Source organism: Streptomyces hundungensis, assembly GCF_003627815.1.
Classification (GTDB): domain Bacteria; phylum Actinomycetota; class Actinomycetes; order Streptomycetales; family Streptomycetaceae; genus Streptomyces; species Streptomyces hundungensis_A.
Window position 1 is genome coordinate 5,149,133 of sequence record NZ_CP032698.1, and the last position, 21,353, is coordinate 5,170,485.

General features: G+C 69.5%; 21 protein-coding genes. 9 read left to right on the forward strand and 12 right to left on the reverse strand.

Going from position 1 to position 21,353, the window contains the following annotated elements:
• Positions 1 to 26: 26 nt before the first annotated feature.
• A complete protein-coding gene (locus DWB77_RS22875) occupies positions 27 to 1,430 on the forward strand; it encodes a hypothetical protein (protein WP_120723029.1) in 1,404 nt (467 codons plus the stop codon).
• A gap of 61 nt (positions 1,431 to 1,491) precedes the next feature.
• On the opposite strand, the gene DWB77_RS22880 is transcribed toward DWB77_RS22875, so the two are convergent.
• Positions 1,492 to 2,991 (reverse strand): peptide MFS transporter, encoded by a 1,500-nt coding sequence (locus tag DWB77_RS22880; protein ID WP_120723030.1) that lies wholly within the window; start codon positions 2,989 to 2,991, stop codon positions 1,492 to 1,494.
• A gap of 468 nt (positions 2,992 to 3,459) precedes the next feature.
• Between DWB77_RS22880 and DWB77_RS22885 the strand changes: the two genes are divergently transcribed.
• Both DWB77_RS22885 and DWB77_RS22890 read left to right on the forward strand, forming a co-directional pair.
• Entirely contained in the window at positions 3,460 to 4,137 is a 678-nt protein-coding gene (locus tag DWB77_RS22885; protein ID WP_067159845.1) for a response regulator transcription factor, read from the forward strand.
• Between the two features lie 13 nt (positions 4,138 to 4,150).
• The gene (locus DWB77_RS22890) at positions 4,151 to 5,422 is read left to right on the forward strand and encodes an ATP-binding protein (protein WP_120723031.1); all 1,272 of its coding nucleotides are present in this window, start codon (positions 4,151 to 4,153) and stop codon (positions 5,420 to 5,422) included.
• Positions 5,423 to 5,515: 93 nt separating this feature from the next.
• Here the strand turns inward: DWB77_RS22890 and DWB77_RS22895 are convergent, their stop codons facing one another.
• Positions 5,516 to 6,019, reverse strand: coding sequence for a GtrA family protein (locus DWB77_RS22895; RefSeq protein WP_120723032.1), 504 nt, complete (start codon positions 6,017 to 6,019; stop codon positions 5,516 to 5,518).
• Between the two features lie 177 nt (positions 6,020 to 6,196).
• Here DWB77_RS22895 and DWB77_RS22900 point away from each other — a divergent pair, with 177 nt between their 5' ends.
• The 4 genes from DWB77_RS22900 to DWB77_RS22915 all read left to right on the forward strand — a co-directional run bounded on the left by DWB77_RS22900 (position 6,197) and on the right by DWB77_RS22915 (position 10,923).
• Positions 6,197 to 7,327: a 5-(carboxyamino)imidazole ribonucleotide synthase gene (locus DWB77_RS22900; RefSeq protein WP_120723033.1), complete on the forward strand. Its 1,131-nt coding sequence runs from the start codon at positions 6,197 to 6,199 to the stop codon at positions 7,325 to 7,327.
• Positions 7,324 to 7,863: a 5-(carboxyamino)imidazole ribonucleotide mutase gene (gene purE / locus DWB77_RS22905; RefSeq protein ID WP_120723034.1), complete on the forward strand. Its 540-nt coding sequence runs from the start codon at positions 7,324 to 7,326 to the stop codon at positions 7,861 to 7,863. Before DWB77_RS22900 ends, purE begins: the two co-directional genes overlap by 4 nt.
• Before the next feature lie 5 nt (positions 7,864 to 7,868).
• Positions 7,869 to 9,047 (forward strand): dipeptidase, encoded by a 1,179-nt coding sequence (locus tag DWB77_RS22910; protein WP_120723035.1) that lies wholly within the window; start codon positions 7,869 to 7,871, stop codon positions 9,045 to 9,047.
• A 721-nt stretch (positions 9,048 to 9,768) separates the two neighbouring features.
• Positions 9,769 to 10,923 carry a dipeptidase gene (locus tag DWB77_RS22915; RefSeq protein WP_120723036.1) on the forward strand — a complete coding sequence of 385 codons (1,155 nt, stop codon included), beginning with the start codon at positions 9,769 to 9,771 and terminating at the stop codon, positions 10,921 to 10,923.
• Between the two features lie 61 nt (positions 10,924 to 10,984).
• On the opposite strand, the gene DWB77_RS22920 is transcribed toward DWB77_RS22915, so the two are convergent.
• Positions 10,985 to 12,310, reverse strand: a complete 1,326-nt coding sequence (locus DWB77_RS22920; protein ID WP_120723037.1) for a UDP-glucose dehydrogenase family protein — start codon at positions 12,308 to 12,310, stop codon at positions 10,985 to 10,987.
• Between the two features lie 207 nt (positions 12,311 to 12,517).
• Here DWB77_RS22920 and DWB77_RS22925 point away from each other — a divergent pair, with 207 nt between their 5' ends.
• Positions 12,518 to 13,693 carry an acyl-CoA dehydrogenase family protein gene (locus DWB77_RS22925; protein WP_267895393.1) on the forward strand — a complete coding sequence of 392 codons (1,176 nt, stop codon included), beginning with the start codon at positions 12,518 to 12,520 and terminating at the stop codon, positions 13,691 to 13,693.
• Between the two features lie 78 nt (positions 13,694 to 13,771).
• Here DWB77_RS22925 and DWB77_RS22930 read toward each other — a convergent pair whose 3' ends face one another.
• The 9 genes from DWB77_RS22930 to DWB77_RS22975 form a co-directional block, all read right to left on the reverse strand.
• Positions 13,772 to 14,878, reverse strand: a complete 1,107-nt coding sequence (locus DWB77_RS22930; RefSeq protein ID WP_120723038.1) for a methyltransferase domain-containing protein — start codon at positions 14,876 to 14,878, stop codon at positions 13,772 to 13,774.
• A 124-nt stretch (positions 14,879 to 15,002) separates the two neighbouring features.
• The gene (locus DWB77_RS22935) at positions 15,003 to 15,239 is read right to left on the reverse strand and encodes a hypothetical protein (protein ID WP_120723039.1); all 237 of its coding nucleotides are present in this window, start codon (positions 15,237 to 15,239) and stop codon (positions 15,003 to 15,005) included.
• A gap of 89 nt (positions 15,240 to 15,328) precedes the next feature.
• Positions 15,329 to 16,168 (reverse strand): DUF5753 domain-containing protein, encoded by an 840-nt coding sequence (locus DWB77_RS22940; RefSeq protein WP_120723040.1) that lies wholly within the window; start codon positions 16,166 to 16,168, stop codon positions 15,329 to 15,331.
• An 18-nt stretch (positions 16,169 to 16,186) separates the two neighbouring features.
• The gene (locus tag DWB77_RS22945) at positions 16,187 to 16,714 is read right to left on the reverse strand and encodes a DUF6879 family protein (protein WP_120723041.1); all 528 of its coding nucleotides are present in this window, start codon (positions 16,712 to 16,714) and stop codon (positions 16,187 to 16,189) included.
• Positions 16,695 to 16,925 (reverse strand): hypothetical protein, encoded by a 231-nt coding sequence (locus tag DWB77_RS22950; protein WP_120723042.1) that lies wholly within the window; start codon positions 16,923 to 16,925, stop codon positions 16,695 to 16,697. Before DWB77_RS22950 ends, DWB77_RS22945 begins: the two co-directional genes overlap by 20 nt.
• Before the next feature lie 676 nt (positions 16,926 to 17,601).
• A complete protein-coding gene (locus DWB77_RS22960) occupies positions 17,602 to 18,450 on the reverse strand; it encodes a helix-turn-helix domain-containing protein (RefSeq protein ID WP_120723044.1) in 849 nt (282 codons plus the stop codon).
• Positions 18,451 to 18,477: 27 nt separating this feature from the next.
• Positions 18,478 to 19,008 (reverse strand): DUF6879 family protein, encoded by a 531-nt coding sequence (locus tag DWB77_RS22965; protein WP_120723045.1) that lies wholly within the window; start codon positions 19,006 to 19,008, stop codon positions 18,478 to 18,480.
• Complete coding sequence (locus tag DWB77_RS22970) at positions 18,983 to 19,240, reverse strand: hypothetical protein (protein WP_120728124.1); 258 nt, start codon at positions 19,238 to 19,240, stop codon at positions 18,983 to 18,985. Before DWB77_RS22970 ends, DWB77_RS22965 begins: the two co-directional genes overlap by 26 nt.
• A gap of 160 nt (positions 19,241 to 19,400) precedes the next feature.
• Positions 19,401 to 20,687 (reverse strand): LCP family protein, encoded by a 1,287-nt coding sequence (locus DWB77_RS22975; protein WP_120728126.1) that lies wholly within the window; start codon positions 20,685 to 20,687, stop codon positions 19,401 to 19,403.
• Positions 20,688 to 20,805: 118 nt separating this feature from the next.
• Between DWB77_RS22975 and DWB77_RS22980 the strand changes: the two genes are divergently transcribed.
• On the forward strand, positions 20,806 to 21,330 hold the full coding sequence (locus DWB77_RS22980; RefSeq protein WP_120723046.1) for an acyl-CoA thioesterase: 525 nt from the start codon (positions 20,806 to 20,808) through the stop codon (positions 21,328 to 21,330).
• The last annotated feature ends 23 nt before the right edge of the window (positions 21,331 to 21,353 follow it).

A 21,353-nucleotide genomic window follows, 5' to 3' on the forward strand; every position in this document is an offset into this window, starting at 1 on the left:
GGAAATCCGTGACCACGCAACGGAGGATGAGCGCGGCCGGTCTCGCGCTGATGCTCGGCGGCGCGGGGATCGTGCTGGCCGCAGCTCCCGCACAAGCAGCCGAAGTCTCGTACGCCACCGAGTGCATACCGCCGTCCATCTCCGGTCTGCCGCCGGTCGAGGGCACGACGAAGGTGCAGATCACCGCCCCTGCCACGGCCAAGGTGGGCGACGAGGTCGACATCGTCTGGAAGTTCACCCAGGCGGCCTCGAACAATCCGGGCGTCCTCGACCTCAACAAGGACGTCGTCCAGCCGACCGGCACCCTCAAGGCGGCGGGCGCCCAGAGCGCCGACATCGCCATGAAGGGCCCGCGGAAGAACCCGGCGATCCCCAAGAACAGCCCGATGGTCCTCTCGGACATGACGGCCAAACTCAAACTGACCAAGGCGGGCGACGTCACCCTGACGCCGGACGCGTACAACATCAACGTCAACCAGATCATGTCGACCGACACCAAGTGCACGCCGAAGGCGACGGTCTCACCCGGGGCCACGATCAAGGTGACGGACGCGGGGGGTACGACGGGCGGTACGACCACGTCGGGCGGCACCACGTCCGGTGGCACCACCTCCTCTGGCGGCACCACGACCTCCGGCGGCTCCACGTCCTCCTCCGGCGGGACGAGCACCTCGGGCGGCACCACGACCTCCGGCGGCACCACGAGCGGCGGCACCACGAGCGCAGGCAGCACCGGTGGGAGCAGCACCGGCGGCAGCGGGGGCCAGAGCGACTTCCCCGGCAAGGAAGTCGCCGTGAACTTCGCCTGCACGCCGCCCGGACCGGCGAGCATCCAGTCCAAGGTGACCATCAACGCCAAGAAGAACGGCGGGAGTTACGCCCTCACCGTCAAGACGGCCAAAGGCGTCATGAACAGCCCCGCGGACCTTCCGGCGGGCGCGCTCAAGCCGTCCATGCAGGTCGCCGTCGGCGGCGCCGACAAGGGCACGGTGGCCGTCACGGGCCCCGCCAACCCCGACCCGATCAAGTCGGGCGCCCCGGTGAGCCTCACCGACATGACCGGCACCTACAAGCCGGGCGCCTCCGGCAAGTCCACGCTGAGCCCGGGCGACCTGTCCATCGACGTCACCCTGGGCGGCTCGCCCATCCACATCCCCTGCAAGGTGTCCGGCTCGGCGCCGGTCTCCCTGGAACTGGACACGGCGGCCCAGCCCGGCGGCGCGGCCGGCGGCAGCGGCTCCTCGGGCGCGGCCACCACCTCGGGCACGTCCGGCGCGGCGGCCACCTCCTCCTCCGGCGGCCTGGCCCAGACCGGCGCGAGCGACACGGGCGCCCTGCGCGCCCTCGGCCTGGTGGCGGGCACGGTGCTGCTGCTGGGCGGCGCGATCTTCACCTTCACCCCGTGGAGGCGCCTGCGCGGCACGCGCTAGAAACGGCCAAGGGCCGCCGCACCTTCCGGTGCGGCGGCCCTTGAACGTGTCGCGGCGGTGCTCAGTGCACGCCGCCCATGAGGGGCTGGACCTTCCTGCGGTACATGAAGATCGCGACACCGGCGAGGACGGCGAGGCCGCCCTGGCTGGCGAACCAGTACGAGGAGTCGGTCGGCGCGCCGATGAGCTGGAGCAGGGCGATGACCGAGTCGCCGGCCGTGACGGCCAGGAACCAGACGCCCATCATCTGCGAGGCGTACTTCTCCGGCGCCAGCTTGGTGGTCAGGGAGAGGCCGACCGGGGAGAGCGTCAGCTCACCGACGGTCTGGATCAGGTAGACCATGCACAGCCACAGCGGGGTGACCTTGACGCCGCCGGAGGAGGCGGCCTGGGCCAGCATCATCACGAAGAACGACAGGCCGATGAGCGTGAGGCCGAAGGCGAACTTCGACAGCGTGCTCGGCTCCTGGCGGCGCTTGTTCAGGTACACCCAGAGCCAGGCGAAGACCGGGGCCAGGGCCATCACGTACAGCGGGTTCAGGGACTGGAACCAGCTGGACGGGAAGTCCAGACCGAACAGGCTGTTCGAGGTGTTGTCCTGCGCGAACACGCTGAGCGTCGAGCCGGTCTGGTCGTAGATGCCCCAGAAGGCGGCCGCGGCGACGAAGAACCACACGTACGCCGACATGCGGGACTGCGAGACCTGGTCGAGGTCCTTGTCGCGCTTGATGCGCAGCAGGTACCAGGCCGGGATGACGAGGCCGGCGATGGTCAGCGGCCAGATGGCCCAGTCGACCGTGAAGTGACCCGAGACCGCGAGGGCGGCGTAGGCGACGGCCGCGACGCCCAGCCACATCAGGATCTTCTTGATGATCGCGGCGCGCTCGGTCTCGGACATCGGGGTCGGGACGACGTCGCTGTCCGCCGACATGTGGCGGGTACCGAGGAAGAAGAACAGCAGACCCAGCGCCATGCCCACACCGGCGAGCGCGAAGCCGAAGTGCCAGTTGACCTTCTGGCCGACCGTGCCGATCGTCAGCGGCGCGAAGAAGGCACCGAGGTTGATGCCCATGTAGAAGACCGTGAAGCCACCGTCGCGACGCGGGTCGTTCTTGTCCGGGTACAGGTGGCCGACCATCGTGGAGATGTTGGCCTTGAGGAGACCGGAGCCGAGCGCGATGGCCGCGAGACCGATGAAGAACGAGATCTCCACCGGCACGGCCAGGAGGAAGTGGCCGATCATGATGATCGTGCCGCCGATGGCCACCGTCCTGCGGGCACCCCAGGCGCGGTCGGCGAGCCAGCCGCCCGGCAGGGCGAGCAGGTACACCATCGCGTTGTAGACGGAGTAGATCGCGGTGGCCGTGGCCATGTTGAACCCGAGTCCGCCCTGGGACGCCGGGGCGACCAGGTAGAGCACGAGCAGGGCCCGCATGCCGTAGAAGCTGTAGCGCTCCCACATCTCCGTCATGAAGAGGTTGGCCAGGCCGCGGGGGTGGCCGAGGAAGGTCTTCTCGGTGCCAGTGGTACTGGCGGAGTCCTTCGTCAGGCTGGACGCCATGGTCGATCCTTGCTTGCTCGGGACGCGCGCTTCGTGAGCGTTGGGTCGCGCCCGGTGGGGGAGGGCCGGCACCGGCATGGCGACTGTCCCCCCAACGCCTTTGGGGTCCGGCTCCGTGGGGGAGGCGGGAAGGACAGACCACACCGGGATCCACACCCCGTGCGCTCGTTCGCGCTGGGGCCCGGCCCGTAGGTCATTCACTGATCTCAAGACTGGCAAAGCCGGCCCTGTGCAGAAAAGAGACCCTTGGCGCGCCAAGCAGGCCAAAGGTCCCCGAGTAGTGCTATAGGCGTTGGGACACCATACGTCACCAGACTGTGGCATATGGAAGGACTTGAGAGATGGATCACAGGCATCTCTGGAACCACTCACCCCCATTCGAAGGTGTTGATCAAGATCTGTTCATAGACCCGCAGGGTGGGTGGATCACCTGACGCATTGTCGCCGCCGCGGACTACCATCACCTCCATGACCCGTGTACTGCTCGCCGAGGACGACGCGTCCATCTCGGAGCCACTGGCCCGCGCCCTGCGCAGGGAGGGTTACGAGGTCGAGGTCCGCGAGGACGGCCCGACCGCCCTCGACGCCGGACTACAGGGGGGCGCCGACCTGGTCGTGCTCGACCTGGGGCTTCCCGGCATGGACGGCCTCGAAGTGGCGCGGAGGCTGCGCGCCGAGGGACACACCGTCCCCATCCTCGTGCTCACCGCCCGTGCCGACGAGGTGGACACCGTGGTCGGCCTCGACGCCGGCGCGGACGACTACGTCACCAAGCCCTTCCGGCTCGCCGAACTGCTCGCACGGGTCCGGGCGCTGCTGCGGCGCGGCGCCACCGAGCCGGCGCCCCAGCCCGCCACCCACGGGGTGCGGATCGACGTCGAGTCGCACCGCGCCTGGATGGGCGACGAGGAACTCCAGCTCACCGCCAAGGAGTTCGACCTGCTCAGGGTCCTGGTGCGGGACGCGGGCCGGGTGGTGACCCGCGACCAGCTGATGCGCGAGGTCTGGGACACCACCTGGTGGTCCTCGACCAAGACGCTCGACATGCACATCTCGTGGCTGCGCAAGAAGCTCGGCGACGACGCGGCCAACCCCCGCTACATCGCCACCGTCCGCGGAGTCGGCTTCCGCTTCGAGAAGAGCTAGAGCACCGGAGCACATGCGCCGTCGACTGATCAACTCCACACTCGCGGTCGTGCTCGTGGTGATCGCGGTCTTCGGCGTCTCCCTCGTCATCGTCGAGACCCGGACCATCAGCAGCAGCGCCCAGGAGAGCGTCGACTCCGAGGCGCTGCGGCTCGTCTCCGTCGTGGACAGCCGCACCCTGGCCAACGAGACGATCAACACGCAGGTCCTGAACGAACAGATCGACCCCAAGCGCTATGCCCGCATCGCGATCCCGGGCCGCCCGGTGATGGAGCTGGGCGTCAAGCCCGAGGGCACCGTCATCAAGGGCACCGCCACGGGCGAGCGCGGCGAGTCCGTCCTGGTCGAGGAGGACCGCTCCACGGTCACCAAGGAGGTCGGGCGCACCCTGCTGATCATCGGCGCGGTCGCCCTGCTCGCCATCGTCTCCGCGGTGCTCCTCGCGGTGCGCCAGGCCAACAAGCTGGCCTCCCCGCTGACCGACCTGGCCGAGACCGCCGAACGGCTCGGCTCCGGCGACCCCCGCCCGCGGCACAAGCGGTACGGGGTGCCCGAGCTCGACCGGGTCGCCGATGTGCTCGACTCCTCCGCCGACCGGATCGGCCGGATGCTCACGGCCGAGCGCCGGCTCGCCGCGGACGCCTCGCACCAGTTGCGCACCCCGCTGACCGCGCTCTCCATGCGCCTGGAGGAGATCGCCCTCACCGACGACCTGGACACGGTCAAGGAGGAGGCCACGATCGCGCTCACCCAGGTCGAGCGGCTCACCGACGTGGTGGAGCGCCTCCTCACCAACAGCCGTGATCCGCGCACCGGTTCGGCCGTGGTCTTCTCGCTCGACGAGGTCGTCAAGCAGCAGCTGGAGGAGTGGCGCCCGGCGTATCGCAGCGCGGGCCGCGCCATCGTGCGCTCCGGCAAGACCGGTCTGAAGGCGGTCGGCACCCCGGGCGCGGTCGCCCAGGTGCTGGCCGCGCTGATCGAGAACTCGCTGATGCACGGCGGCGGCACGGTCGCGGTGCGCACCCGGGTCACCGGCAACCAGGCCGTGGTCGAGGTCACCGACGAGGGCCCCGGCGTGCCGCCCGACCTCGGCGCGCGGATCTTCGAGCGCTCCATCAGCGGCCGCAACTCCACGGGCATCGGCCTGGCCGTCGCCCGCGACCTCGCGGAGGCCGACGGCGGCCGGCTCGAAATGCTCCAGCAGCAGCCGGCCGTGTTCGCGCTCTTCCTCAGCCGTGAGGCGGGCGCGCGCCGCGACCCGGAGCGTACGACGACGATCCGCTGAGCCGGGCGCTGAGCCGGGCCCCGGTAGCGCGGGGCCGCTCGGCATGGGTGAGCCCGGCCCCGGTGCGGGACCGCTCAGTGCTCGCGGTCGGGGTCAGCGCTTGGCGGGGACGGCGGGCCGGGGGTCGTCCAGAAACGATTCGGCCGTCTGTACCGCCTCCCGGGCGGGCAGCGCCCGGAACACCCAGGTGCGGTAGGACCAGAAGCGGAACAGGGTGCCGAGCCCGATCCCGAGGAACTTGAAGAAGTTGTTCTGCCACGGGCTGTTCCAGCCGAAGCCGTACGTCGCGACGTACAGGATGCCGTTCTCGATCACCGCGCCGACCACGCTGAACAGCAGGAACAGGGTCAGCTCACGGGCCCGGCCGCTCTTCTCGCGGTCACGGTAGGTGAAGTAGCGAAAGCCCACGTAGTTGAAGGCGATCGCGATCCCGGTGGCGAGCAGGCTGGCCCGCACCACCTGGAGCTCGGTGGCGTGCCGCAGCAGGTTGAAGGCGCCCATGTTCACGAGCACCCCGAGGCCGCCCACGGCGCCGAACTTCGCGACCTCCTGTACCAGCAGTCGCAGTCGCGACGGCGACGCGCCCTGTGCACTCATGGTGATCGCCAGTCCCGTCGGATTCGGTGTGCTTTTCGTGCCGGTCAACCCGCCCATGCTAACCACCCCCCGCGGGCCGTGCCCCTGGGCACCGGGAATCCGGCCCCCGCGACCGGGCCCTGGAGGGTCCGCTCGGACGGCGGATACCCTGGAGGCGTGACGTTCCCGGTAGTCGGCATGGTCGGCGGCGGTCAGCTCGCCCGCATGACCCACGAGGCGGGCATCCCCCTCGGCATCAGATTCAAGCTCCTCAGTGACACCCCGCAGGACTCGGCGGCCCAGGTGGTGAGCGAGGTCGTCGTCGGCGACTATCGCGACCTGGACACGCTGCGTGACTTCGCGCGCGGCTGTGACGTGATCACCTTCGATCACGAGCACGTGCCCACCGAACACCTGCGGGCCCTGGAAGCGGACGGCATCGTCGTGCGCCCGGGGCCCGACGCGTTGGTGCACGCCCACGACAAGGGGGTGATGCGCGCCAAGCTGAGCGCGATCGACGCCCCCTGCCCTCGCCACCGCATCGTGGCCGACCCGGCCGACGTGTCGCGGTTCGCCGCCGAGGGCGAGGGCTATCCCGTCATCCTCAAGACGGTCGTCGGCGGCTACGACGGCAAGGGCGTGTGGTTCGTACGCTCCGAGGCGGACGCGGCCGACGCCTTCAAGGCGGGCGTCGACGTCCTCGCCGAGGAGAAGGTGGACTTCGTACGGGAGCTGGCGGCCAACGTCGTCCGCTCGCCGCACGGCCAGGCGGTGGCCTACCCCGTCGTGGAGTCGATCCAGGTCGACGGCGTGTGCGACACGGTGATCGCCCCCGCCCCCGACCTCGACGACGAGCTGGCGGGCGAGGCCCAGCAGCTCGCCCTGCGCATCGCGTCCGAGCTCGGCGTCGTCGGCCACCTCGCGGTCGAGCTGTTCGAGACCCGCGACGCCGACGGTGTGCCGGGCATCCTCGTCAACGAGCTGGCGATGCGCCCGCACAACTCCGGCCACTGGACCCAGGACGGCGCGATCACCTCGCAGTTCGCCAACCACGTCCGTGCCGTCCTCGACCTCCCCCTGGGCGACCCGCGCCCGCGGTCGAAGTGGACCGTGATGTGCAACGTGCTCGGCGGCGACTACCCGGACATGTACTACGCGTACCTGCACTGCATGGCCCGCGACCCCCAGCTCAAGATCCACATGTATGGCAAGGACGTGAAGCCCGGCCGCAAGGTGGGCCACGTCAACACCTACGGCGACGATCTCGCGGAGGTCCGCGAGCGGGCCCGCCACGCGGCCGACTACCTCAGAGGAACGATCACCGAATGAGCGCCACTCCTGTCAACGGTCCCGTCGTCGGCATCGTCATGGGTTCGGACTCCGACTGGCCGGTCATGGAGGCCGCCGCCAAGGCGCTCGACGAGTTCGAGATCCGCTACGAGGTCGACGTCGTCTCCGCGCACCGGATGCCGCGCGAAATGATCGCGTACGGCGAGGAGGCCGCGGGCCGCGGCCTCAAGGCGGTCATCGCGGGCGCGGGCGGCGCCGCCCACCTGCCGGGCATGCTCGCCTCGGTGACCCCGCTCCCGGTGATCGGCGTACCCGTGCCGCTGAAGTACCTCGACGGCATGGACTCGCTCCTGTCCATCGTGCAGATGCCGGCCGGGGTGCCGGTCGCGACCGTCTCGGTCGGCGGCGCGCGCAACGCGGGCCTGCTCGCGGCCCGCATCCTCGCCACCCACGACGCCGAACTCCTCACCCGCATGCGGGAGTTCCAGCAGGAGCTGAACGACCAGGCCACCGAGAAGGGCAAGCGGCTGCGGACGAAGGTCGAGGGTTCGGGCGCCTTCGGATTCGGAAAGTGACTCCCATGAGCCACCTCGACGAAGCCCGCGCCCTGCTCGCCCGTCACCCCGTGGTCGACGGCCACAACGACCTCCCCTGGGCGCTGCGCGAGCAGACCCGCTACGACCTGGACCGCTGCGACCTGGCGACCGACCTCACCGGCCGCACCCACACCGACCTCGCCCGGCTGCGGTCCGGCGGGGTCGGGGCGCAGTTCTGGTCCGTGTACGTACGCAGCGACCTGGCGGGCGACGAGGCGGTCAGCGCCACCCTGGAGCAGATCGACTGCGTCGACCAGATGCTGGCGCGCTACCCGTGCGAACTGGTGCCCGCGCTCACCGCCGACGACATGGAGGCGGCGCGCGCCGAGGGCCGCATCGCCTCGCTCAAGGGCGCCGAGGGCGGCCACTCGATCAACAACTCCCTCGCCACGCTGCGCGCGCTGTACGCGCTCGGCGTGCGGTACATGACCCTGACCCACAACGACAACCTGCCGTGGGCGGACTCGGCGACCGACGTGCCGAACGTGGGCGGGCTCTCGCCGTTCGGCCACGAGGTCGTCCGCGAGATGAACCGCATCGGCATGCTGGTGGACCTCTCGCACGTCGCGGCGACGACGATGCGGGACGCGCTGTCCACGTCCGTGGCCCCCGTGATCTTCTCGCACTCCTCCGCGCGGGCGATCTGCGACCACCCGCGCAACATCCCGGACGACGTGCTGGCCCAGCTCCCCGGCAACGGCGGCGTGGCGATGGTGACCTTCGTGCCGAAGTTCATCCTCCCCGCGGCGGTGGCGTGGACCCAGGCCGCCGACGAGAACCTGCGGGCGCACGGCCTCCACCACCTGGACGCCTCGCCGGAGGCGATGAAGCTCCACGAGGCGTTCGAGGCGGCGAACCCGCGGCCGATCGCCACGGCCGCGACGGTCGCCGACCACCTGGACCACATGCGGGAGGTGGCGGGTGTCGACCACATCGGCATCGGCGGCGACTTCGACGGCACGGCGTTCACCCCGTCCGGCCTGGACGACGTCTCCGGCTACCCGAACCTGGTGGCCGAGCTGCTCTCCCGGGGCTGGTCCTCGGCGGACCTTGCGAAGCTGACGTGGTCGAACGCGGTGCGGGTGCTGCGCGACGCGGAGTCCGTGTCGCGGGAGCTCCGCGTTCTCCGAGGCCCCTCGAACGCGACCCTGCCCCCCGCCTAACCCCCGGGCCACCCCCCACACCGGGGGCGGCCCGGCCCCCTCTTCGCGCAGTTCCCCGCGCCCCCAGCCCCCGGTCACACGCGGACCGCACCCGCGTTTTGCGCAGTTCCCCGCGCCCCTAACCCGCCTTCGTGTGCGGACCGTGCTCGCTTCTCGCGCAGTTCCTCGCGCCCCTTAACTGCTCGGTGCTGGTCAGCACCTCAGCCTGTCATGGGGGTCCCCCCTGGCCCTTAAGGCCTTGGGGGAGATTGAGGACGAGCGCCCTTCAGGCGCGAACGGGGGTGCAGGGGGCGGACCCCCCGCGGGGGTCTGGGGCGCAGCCCCAGGGCTCAGCCGATTCAACCCGCCGCACGGGTGGGCGGGTGGGCAAACCCGCAGGGGTCTGGGGCGGAGCCCCAGGGCTCAGCCCGTTCAACGCGCCGCACGGGCGGGTGGGTGGGAGAACCCGTGGGGTCTGGGGCGGAGCCCCAGGGGCTGGACCTTTCAACCCGCTGCACGGGCGGGTGGGTGGGCAGACGCCTGGGGTCTGGGGCGGAGCCCCGGGGGCCGGGCTATCCAACCCCGTCACGGGTGGGCGGGTGGGCGAACCCGCGGAGCCCCAGGGGGCCGGGGGCTGGGCGGAGCCCAGGGGGTCCCCCGAACGCGCCGTCCGCCGTGAAGTCCCCGCCCCGCCATGACACCGTGTCGATACTGCCGTCACCGCCGACCCCGGGAGCCCGTCATGGCAGATTTGCAGGACGACCCCCAGACCACCTCGGCGGTCGGCGAGCTCGAACCGCCGACCTCCGCACCACCTCCCGCCCCGCCCGACCCCGACCCCGTACCCGACCCGGACGCCGGCGACGACTGCCTCGACCGCGCCCGCAGCCTGCTCGCCGCGCACCCCGTGGCGGACGGGCACAACACCCTGGCGAAAGCCCTCGCACAGGCCCCCTGGCACGATCTGGAGATCGGCGAGAGCTCCCTCGACACGGACATCCCCCGGCTGAGGGCCGGCGGCGTAGGCGCGCAGTTCTGGGCGCTGACCGCCGAGCCGGGATGCCCCGACCCGGCCGGCGCCACCCTGGAGCGCCTGGACCGGATCCGTACCCTGATCGCCTCCTGCCCGGCCTGGCTGCGCCTGGCGCTCACCGCGGGCGACCTCGCGGACGCCCGCAACTGCGGCCGCATCGCCTCGTTCCTGGGCCCCGTGGCCGCGCACGCCCTCGGCAACTCGCTCGGCACGCTGCGGGCGTACCACCTCCTCGGGGTACGGGCCCTCGCGCTGACCCCCGGCACCCCCTGGACCGAGCCGGGCCTGTCCCGCTTCGGCCTGGAAGTGGTGCGCGAGTCCAACCGGCTCGGGATACTGCTGGACCTCTCCGGCGCCACCCCCGCCACCTGGCGCCGCACCATCGACTCGTCCAAGGCCCCGGCGCTGCTCTCCCGCTCGGCGGCGGCCTCCCTCACCAAGCACCCCCTGAACGCCTCCGACGACCTGCTCGCCGCGATCGGCGAGCACGGCGGGGTCTGCCTGGTGAGCTTCGCCCCGGACCAGATCGAACGGACCGGCCCGGCCGTCTCCGTACGCGAGGTGGCCGACCACGTCGAGCGCGTACGCGAGGTGGCCGGGGCCGCCCATGTGGGGCTCTCGGGGACGTACGGACTGACCACCGGCGCCCCCCGCACCTCCGGCCTCGAGGACGCCTCCTGCTATCCCACCCTGATCGCCGAACTCCTCGGCCGGGGCTGGACTGAATCCGAGATCGCGGCGCTGACCTGGGAGAACCTGACCCGGGTGGTCCGGGACGTGGAGTTCAGCGCCCGCGCCACCGCCCCACGAAGAGCCGCGTCGACCGCCACCATCGAGGACCTCGACGGGCCGGTGGGGGACTAGCCCGGAGCCCGGACCCCGGAGCCCCGGCCCCGGAGCCCCGGCCCCGTACAGCCGAACAGCCCTAGGCGCGCGGGCGGCCCATCGCGCGGTAGGTCCAGCCCGCCTCCCGCCAGGTGACCGGGTCCAGCGCGTTGCGTCCGTCCAGGATGATCCGGGTGGCCGCGGCCTCGGCCAGCTCGGCGGGGTCGAGATCGCGGAACTCGCGCCACTCGGTCAGGTGCAGCACGACATCGGCGCCGCGCACCGCCTCGACGGCGCTCGGCGCGTACCCCAGCGTCGGAAAGAGGCGGCGGGCGTTGTCCATGCCCTTGGGGTCGTACACCGTGACCTGGCCGCCCTGGAGGTGGATCTGACCGGCGACGTTCAGAGCGGGGGAGTCCCGTACGTCGTCGGAGTCGGGCTTGAAGGTGGCGCCGAGCACGGCGACCCGCTTGCCGAGGAAGGTCTCGCCGCCCACCGCCTCGCGGGCCAGCTCCACCATGTGGCCGCGGCGGCGCATGTTGACGGAGTCGACCTCGCGCAGGAAGGTCAGCGCCTGGTCGGCACCGAGCTCGCCGGCCCGCGCCATGAACGCCCGGATGTCCTTGGGCAGACAGCCGCCGCCGAAGCCGATGCCGGCCCGCAGGAACTTCTTTCCGATCCGGTCGTCGTGGCCGATGGCCTCGGCGAGCTTGACCACGTCGCCGTCGGCGGCCTCGCACACCTCGGCCATGGCGTTGATGAAGGAGATCTTGGTGGCGAGGAAGGAGTTGGCCGCGGTCTTGACCAGCTCCGCGGTCGGGAAGTCGGTCACCACGAACGGCGAGCCCTCGCCGACGGGCCCCGCGTACACCTCGCGAAGCAGCTTCTCGGCGCGCTCGCTCTCCACGCCGACCACGATCCGGTCGGGGTGCAGGGTGTCGTCGACGGCGAAGCCCTCGCGCAGGAACTCCGGGTTCCATGCCAGCTCCACGTTCTCGGGCAGCACGGCCGCGAGCCGGGCCGCCGAGCCGACCGGCACCGTGGACTTGCCCACGACCAGCGCGCCGTCGCGCAGGTGCGGGGCGAGCGAGCCGAAGGCGGACTCGACGTAGCTCATGTCGCAGGCGTACTCACCGTGCTTCTGCGGGGTGTTCACGCAGACGAAGTGGACGTCGCCGAACGCGCCGACCTCCTCGAAGGAGGTGGTGAAGCGCAGCCGGCCGCTCGATCCCTCGATGCCCGCGACGTGCTTGCGCAGCAGCTCCTCCAGGCCCGGCTCGTACATCGGGACACGTCCCTGGCCCAGCATCTCGATCTTCTCGGGGACCACGTCAAGGCCCAGCACCTCGAATCCCAGCTCCGCCATGGCCGCGGCATGGGTGGCTCCGAGGTATCCGGTGCCGATCACGGTGAGCTTGAGGGCCATGCGGTGCTCCTGGAAGTGCGGGCTCGGGAGGCGGGCTCGGGAGGCGGGCTCGGGCGTGGGGGCGACAAACGCGCGGCCCGAGCATAGTCGGGCCCGGGCGGGCCCCCTTTTCCGGCTGTCGCCAAGCTCACGTATGCCGGAGGGGCCCCTGCCCCCTAAAATTAGGTTACTTAACGGTAGTTAGCGTCCCTTGGGGAGTGACAGACCTTGGCCGGAACGGCTGGAAACGCAGGAAACGCAGGGTTCGACCTGTACCGCCCGTCCGAGGAGCACGACATGCTCCGCGACGCCATCCGCTCGCTCTCCGAGGCCAAGATCGGTCCGTACGCGGCCGAGGTGGACGAGCAGGCCCGCTTCCCCCGGGAGGCGCTCGACGCGCTGGTCGCCAACGACCTGCACGCCGTGCACGTGCCGGAGGAGTACGGCGGCGCCGGAGCCGACGCCCTCGCGACCGTCATCGTGATCGAGGAGGTCGCGCGTGTCTGCGCCTCCTCCTCCCTGATCCCGGCCGTGAACAAGCTCGGCTCGCTCCCGGTGATCCTCTCCGGCTCCGAGGAGCTGAAGAAGAAGTACCTGGGCCCGCTGGCCAAGGGCGAGGGCATGTTCTCGTACTGCCTCTCCGAGCCGGACGCGGGCTCGGACGCCGCGGGCATGAAGACGAAGGCCGTCCGTGACGGGGACTTCTGGGTCCTCAACGGCGTGAAGCGCTGGATCACCAACGCGGGCGAGTCCGAGTACTACACGGTCATGGCCGTGACCGACCCGGAGAAGCGCTCCAAGGGCATCAGCGCCTTCGTCGTCGAGAAGTCGGACGAGGGCGTCTCCTTCGGCGCCCCCGAGAAGAAGCTCGGCATCAAGGGCTCGCCGACCCGTGAGGTCTACCTCGACAACGTCCGCATCCCCGCCGACCGCATGATCGGCGAGGAGGGCACCGGCTTCGCGACCGCCATGAAGACCCTGGACCACACCCGCATCACCATCGCGGCCCAGGCCCTCGGCATCGCGCAGGGCGCCCTCGACTACGCCAAGGGCTACGTCCAGGAGCGCAAGCAGTTCGGCAAGGCGATCGCCGACTTCCAGGGCATCCAGTTCATGCTGGCCGACATGGCCATGAAGCTGGAGGCGGCCCGCCAGCTCACGTACTCGGCCGCCGCCAAGTCCGAGCGCCTCGACTCCGACCTGACGTTCTTCGGCGCCGCCGCCAAGTGCTTCGCCTCCGACGTCGCCATGGAGATCACCACGGACGCGGTCCAGCTCCTGGGCGGCTACGGCTACACCCGCGACTACCCGGTCGAGCGCATGATGCGCGACGCGAAGATCACCCAGATCTACGAGGGCACGAACCAGGTCCAGCGCATCGTGATGTCCCGCAACCTGCCGTAACGGCCCCCTGCCCCACCCACAACGGCCCCCGGCCTCCGGCGTCACGCCGGGGGCCGGGGTTCTTTCGCCCGGCGGGTTCTACGGCCGGCCGATGACGTTGTGCGGATCATCCAGCCACACCCGTTGCCCATCGCCGTCGACCGACAGCCCGAACCGTGAGCGCTCCGGCTTCCCCAGCTCATGCCACCCGAGGAACGCGGTTCGCACTTCCGCCCACAGCGCGCGGGGGCCGTACTGCTCGACCTCGTACGTCGTCGCATCGGGCAGGTATTCCACGGTGGCCCACGACTGCCTGTCGTCGGAGAAGAGCCACAGAGTGGCTTCCCCGCTGTCGTCGCCCGCGTCACACCACCGGTACCAGGCATCGGTGACGGTCAGGCTGGTGAAGAACGCCGGGGCGTCCTGGATGACGTTCTGCGGAGCGATGTCGGTCGTGCTCTTCGCTCCCTCCTCCTGGTGGTACAGCTCCGAGATGCGTCCCGCTCCGGCCCGGTGCGAGCGGTCCCACATGAAGGCGGGACGGCCGGAAAACCCGCCCCGCGCTTCGCCGTTGACCACGTCGAGCGTCGCGAAGGAACCGCTGAAGAAGCTACTGCCCCACGGGGTGACGATCCGTCCCGAGGGACACTGCGCCGGCCAAGCGCGCGGGATCTCTCGAACGGTGCATGTGCAGATGATCCGCCGGTAAGGAGCACCTCCCGCGCACCCGTGGCAGCCGTCGCCGACCAGCACCGTCGGGCGGAAGCCGGCGTGTTCCAGGTTCTGTCGTGCGAGCGCCGCCACTGTCGCGTCCACCTCCACGCTGAACACGTTGCGGTCGCCCAACCGATGCGAGAGCCAAGCCGCGTTGTAGCCGGTGCCCGTGCCGATTTCCAACACCGTGTCGCCGTCGCGCACTTCGAGCAGTCCGAGCATGTCGAGCATGATCGAGGGCATCGACGATGACGACGTGGACAACCGGAACGCCCCCTTTGGGGTCTCCCGTCCGTCGTTCACCTGCGTGACCACCGGCACGTCGCTGTAGACCACCTGTGCCCAGGCTTCGGGCTCGGCGCCGAAGTCACCGCCCTCGAAGACGTCGGGGATGAACAGGGCGCGATCCACTGAGGCAACGGTGTGTCGCCACTCCCGCGGCACGGCGTTCTTGCCCTCCAGGCACTCGACGAGATGTCGCTGGCCGGCCATGTGCCCTCATTTCTTCGGCGGCTCGTACGGCTTGGTCGGTCCCGGCGGCCTGTCGCGGTGGCCGTCACTGTCGGAGGTGTCCGGCTTCCCGGAGTGGTCGCCGCCCTTCTTGCCCATGGCGTCCTCACTCGCCTTGTGGACGGGGCGAGTTGGGGCGCGGCTTCGCGTGGGGGTGGTTCCGTACCTCCGCCGCGGCGTCATAGGCCGCACTCCACTTCTGTGCCGCCTTGGCTTCCGCCAACTCCCGTACCAGGGCCGCACAGACACCGCACCCCTTTGCCGGAGTGCAGTCATACAGATAGGCCTCCACCGCACCGGCCAACTCCACGGGCGGCCGTGGGTACGTGAACGGAGTTGTCATGGCTTCCCCTCCTCGGTGGGACTGTCGTGTCAGAACCGTAGGAAGGGAGAAGGCGCGGCGGGGCCGATGTTGCACGACGTTGTACGCCTTCACTCCTGGAGAGCAGTGAGCGCTTTATGGATCAGGGTCTTGGCCATGGGGCCGTAAGCAGCCGCCCGCCCCATCTGATGGAAGGCATTGAGGTAGGCATCGACCTCTGCTCGGTTGGTCACGCGGACCATCGCGGTCAGGGTCTCCACCTGGATCTCGCGATCATCGAATGCGTAGAACGATTCGAGCGGCCATACCGGGCGGCGTGACAGGTGAGGGATGATTCCGAACGCCAGGTTCGAGCGTCCGATGACGGTCAGAAAGTGTTCGAGCTGCTCGGCATGGTCAGGCAATTCGGTCATCGGCATATAAAGGGCCGACTCTTCCACGAGGATGGACACCTGGCTGCTTTTGAGCGTGGCGGTCGAGCGCTCCAGGCGAGCCTTTACAGCGTCCTCGACGTCATCGGGAAGGTTCCTGAATTGACGGATCGTGCGGAGAATTCCCCGGGCGTACGCTTCCGTCTGAAGCATCCCCGGGAGCACTCCGCAGCTATACACGCGGAAGGCTCGTGTCTCCTGGTAGATGTGGCTGCGTTGCGCCTTGCCAAGGCCGCCCCGGAGATACTGGGCCCACTGGACATAGAGCGTCCTGGCCGTCCGCGTGGTGTCGATCAGGGCTTCTGCTTCGTCTGGCTTTCCGCACGCCGTGCACCATGCGCGGATGTCGGCAGGTCTGGGAATCGTCTTGCGGTTGATGATCCGATGGCTTTTGGAGCGGTCCCAGCCGCACAGAGCGGCCAGCCGGGCCCCTGATAGATCGGCATCCTCCATCATTCGGACGAGCCGGTCGGCAACTGCCTTGTGGGCTTCTTCAGCCGTCGACAGGGGTGAGGTCATGGACTGGCCGCTGTTCTTTCAGACCGTGTACTTGTCGTGGGGGACAGCGCGTTCCCAGACTGCTGCGAACATGTCGACGCATCGCGCCGCCACGTCCGCCCGCTCCGTATAGTCCGTGTGCACCCAACGTCCGTCGCCGTCAAAGACGTTGAACTGGACCAGCTTTTCGTCGAACAGCCAGAAGTCATTGCCTGGCAACATCAAATCGGATGCTTGCCGACGGGGGAGCCATCGAACTTGCTCCCCACAGGCGACGTTGCCGAAGGTGACGTCGTGCTCCCATTTGATGTAGTCCGAGACGGGTTCTCCCACCACCCGCGCACGGCGTACCACGACGCCTTGGGCTGTCACGTCTTTGATGAGGCCGTGCCAGTCATCGCGCCACCACGAGGAGAGGTCGTTCCAGTCCTTTCGCTCTCCTGCCAGCCAGGCGTCGAACGCCGGGTGCTCTCCAGGAACGGCGTACGCGTCGCGGGTCTCAAGGTGCACCGCTGAACGCTCGCACTGGCGGAGCAGACGGGCGAACTCAGCCAGACTCTGCGACACGGATTGCCTCCTTGAGGAGCGGGATCATCCTGGACTCCAGGACGATCAGCGTCTCATCCTCGGCGCGGGGCGAGTCGGCCGCCGTACGGGCCTGAGCGTCTTCCCCGGCTCGCAGCCCCTGCACCAGCAGCCGCCTGTTGTCATCCACCCAGACTGCCGGGCATCCGTTCACGTCCGACTCGGGGTCTTTGCCGATGAAGGTGTAGGTCATGGTGCGCCCTCCCGATAGAGGTGTTGCACTGCGGTGCAGTCTGTTACACGAGCCTCGATGGTCGAACTCCCTTGGTCAAGGGGGCGGTTCATCCATGGGTTGCGGGGAGGGCTTCCGCGTGAGCCCCGCGCACGCCGGATCCCGCGGCGGCTGACACGCAATCGAGCGGTCTGCGTCGCGCAACTCGCTGTGTCAAAAGGTGAGTTGAGAAGGGTCCGCGTCCGCGGCAACCCGTGCCCGGGCTGGCTGGGGAATGCGGAAGGGCCCGGCGGCTTGTCGCGGTGGCTGTCACTGTCGGAGGTGTCCGGCTTCCCGGAGCGGTCTTCGGCCTTCTTGCCCGTGGTGGCCTCAATCCCCTTGTGAGTGCAGTGGATTGAACCCCCGCGTCCCGTGGGGGTGGTTCCTGACCTTCGCCGCGGCGTCGTAGGCCGCGCTCCACTGCTTCGCCGCCCTGGCTTCCGCCAACTCCCGTACCAGGGCCGCACAGGCCCCGCACCCCTTCCCCGGGGTGCAGTCATACAGGTAAGCCTCCACCGCGCCGGCCAACTCCACCGGCGGCCGTGGGTACCTCAACGGAGCAGCCATGGCTTCCCTTCCTTGGTGGGACTGTCGTGCCAAGGACGGTAGGGAGAGAGGAGCCACCGGGGCCACGTTCTTGCATGGACTTGCACGCGAATTACTGGAGCGAGGCGATCGCCTCTGTAATGCGAGCACGGGCGCCCGAGCCGTATACGGCCATCTCCGCCAGTTGGGAGAATGCCTTGGCATAGACGCTGATCTCACTCGGAGCTGACACATTCACAGCGGCTGTCAGCAGTTCGACGCTCGCTTGTTGCTCGTCGAACAGGTAGAACGCTTCGAGGGGCCACACGCGCCGCTCGGCCGTGAACGGAATGACACCGAGGCTCACGTTCGGCAGAGCCATCACTGCGAGCAGATAGCCAAGCTGTCCGGCCATCGTGTCAGCGTCACCGATGCGATAGCGCAGCACCGTCTCTTCCAGGAGCAGCGCGAACCGGTGACTGCCTTGGTGAAGGACATGCGAACGCTCGACGCGTGACGCCGCGGCCTCGGAGGAGTCATCCGGGGTGCCTTGGAAGGCGGCGATCGTGGAGAGCAGGGCTGACGCGTATGCCTCCGTCTGAAGCATCCCAGGAACGACGTTCGAGCAGTACACGCGAAAGTGCTGCGTGCCCTCGTAGAGCGGGACCACTTCCTCCTGTGCCCGGCGCATCCCGTGCCGGTGGAGCTTCTTCCAGTGGACGTACATCTGATCGGCCTGGCGGTTCGCTGCGACGAGGTCCGCGACCTGGTCGTCCGCACCACACGCCTTGCACCATGAACGGATGTCGGCGTCGGAGGCAGGCGTCTTTGCCCGCTCGATACGTGACGACTTGGCAGGGCTCCAACCACACCGAAGCGCCAGCTGTTGGCCGGTCAACTCTGCGTCCCTGCGCAGCTCTCCAAGGCGAGCGGCAAGTCGCTCACGGGCAGCCTGAGCGCCGGACGAGGGGGATGCGGACACCAGCTGGCTCTTCGGTATCCGGCTCGGTCAGACCGAGTACTTCTCGTGCGGGGTGCCACGCTCCCAGACGGCCTCGAAGGCGGCCGAGGCCAGCCGCACCACGGCCGCTTCGGAGCGGACCTCCCAGCCCGGCTCCGACCAGTTGCCGTCACCGGAGAAGTGGTTGAAGAGCACAGTCCCGTTGTCGAACACCCAGCAGTCATTACCCGGCAGGGCTATGTCCGACGCCAGCCGCCTGGGAAGCCAGCGCACTTGTTCCCCGGCGAGAAGGTTGACCACAGTGCCGGCGTGCTCGTACCGGATGTAGTCGGTGACCGGTTCGGAGACGACGCGAGCGCGACGGACCACGACACCTCGGGCCACGGTCCTCTGGATCAAATCAACCCAAGGCGTCCAGTACTCCGAAGCCGGGTCAACATCGCGTTGTCCTGTGCGCTTCCAGTTCTCGAAGTCCTCGGCCTCGTCTCCCACGCCGTAGGAATCGCGCATCTCCAGGTGCACGGCCGAATGCTCGGCCGCCGCCAGCAACTCGTCAAAGCCCGGCTCGCTCTGCGACATCGCACGCCTCCCTCAGCATCGGCACCATGCGGACCGGAATACGGATCACAGCCTCGTGCGAGGGGATGCCCGGCGCGTGGCCCGGAGCCTTGAACGCCGCACACTCCGCCTCCAACGTCCCGTCCGGCTTCCAGCCCTGGAGCACGAGTTCCCTCTTCTCCTCGTCCACCCAGACGGTAGGGGAACCCTGCTGGCCGGTGTCTGGATCAATCCCGATGAACCGTAGTGCCATGACTGCCTCCGGCGTCGAGTGGCTTACGCCAACTTGCACGAGCGTCGCGTGCCGGGGGAGGAACGTCAAGGGCGCGAGCTACCTGCTTGGCGCGGACGCAGAGGGTCCGGCCCGCCGCGGGGAATGCGGCGGGCCGGGCCCAACTGGCGGGCGGGCAGGGTTACTTGACCGTCACCGTGTCGTCGTTCTTCAGCTCGTTCACCAGCTGTGTCACCTTCGGCTTGTCCCACAGGAGGGACGTCTGGGGGCCGTCGCCCGCGACCGGCATGTTCATCGAGACGCCGTCGCCGCCGGTGATGCCCTTCATCGCCCAGAACATGGAGCCCAGGTCGAACAGGCTCATGTCCTTGTCGACGATCAGGGTGTCCAGACCGGCGCCCATCACCGGGTACAGCTTGAACGGGTTGAGGACGGTCGTGGGGGTCGCCGTCTGGCTGGCGAGGGCAGCCAGGAACTTCTGCTGGTTCTTGGTGCGCTCCAGGTCACCGGCCGCGTACCCGTGCCGGTTGCGGACGAACGCCAGGGCCTGCTGGCCGTCGAGGGTCTGTTTGCCCTTCTTGAAGTCCGCGCCGGAGTCCTTGTCCTTGATGTCCTGCGGGATGTCGATGTCCACGCCGCCGACCGCGTCCACGATGTTCGCGAACCCGGCGAAGCCGATCTCCGCGTAGTGGTCGATGTGCAGGCCGGTGTTGGCCTCGATGGTGCGGACCAGGAGCTCGGGGCCGTCCATGGAGAACGCCGCGTTCAGCTTGTTGCTGCCCTTGGCCGGGAAGACCTTGCCGCTCTGGGAGCCCTTGAAGCTGGGGATCTTCACCCAGGAGTCGCGCGGCAGCGACACCATCGTGTTCCCGTGGTCGCCGACGTGCAGCAGGATCATCGAGTCCGTGCGCTTGCCGTCGGCCGAGCCGGTGTGCAGCTTCTTCTTCTCCTCCGCGGACATGCCGTCGCGGGAGTCGGAGCCGACGATCAGGTAGTTGGTGCCCTTGCCCTCGTCGGGCCGCTCGATGACCTTGGACAGGTCCACCTCGCGGCGCACCTTGCCGTCCGCCCAGAAGTACGTGGCGACCGAGGTCACCAGGAGCACGCCGACCAGGGTCAGCGCGCCGATGGTGATCCGTCTGCGCCAGTTCGGCGCCGCCCCCGGCCTCCGGGCCCCGCCGCGCCGTGGTCCCTCGGGGCCCCCGGGCCCGGCCGGGCCGCGCCCCGAGCCGTAGACGTGGCCCTCGCTGTAGCCGCTGTCGTACGAACCCTGCCCGGGCACACCGCCCTGCCCGTACCGGGGCTGTCCGTAGCCGTCGTCGTACGCGGGCTGCTGCTGGGGGACGGGCCGCTGGACGTGCGGCATCCGGCGCGCGCCCTCGGGCCGCGCGGCGGAGCTGCCGCGACCGTAGCCGTCGTCACCGTTTCCGCGGGCGTCGCCATCGCGGGCGTCGGGCCATTCGTTCATGCCGTCCAGCATGCACGGCCGCCCCGGGCGCCTGACAGGGCAGGGGGGAGTTCGGGGCCGGGCTGTTGCAAGGCTGATGCAATGAGCCGGAAATCGTACGGCGCCTACAGTGGAACGCATGACTGATCTTCCGGGCAAGCCGACCTCGGCCTCCCGAACCACCCTGAGCCACATCATGACCACCCATGACACCAACCTCCTGGGCACCGTGCACGGCGGCGTGATCATGAAACTGGTGGACGACGCCGCCGGCGCCGTCGCCGGACGCCACTCGGGCGGCCCGGCCGTCACCGCCTCGATGGACGAGATGGCGTTCCTCATGCCGGTCAGGGTGGGGGACCTGGTGCATGTGAAGGCGCAGGTCAACTGGACCGGCCGGTCCTCCATGGAGGTCGGTGTGCGGGTGCTCGCCGAGCGCTGGAACGAGTCGACCCCGGCCCAGCAGGTGGGCTCCGCCTATCTCGTCTTCGCCGCCGTCGACGCCGACGGCAAGCCGCGTACGGTGCCGCCGGTGATCCCGGAGACCGAGCGCGACGAGCGCCGCTACCAGGAGGCCCAGATCCGCCGCACCCACCGGCTCGCCCGGCGCCGCGCGATCATGGACCTGCGGGAGAAGCGCTCCGCCGAGGGCCTCGACGACTAGACCCGCGCCGTCCGAGTAGCCCC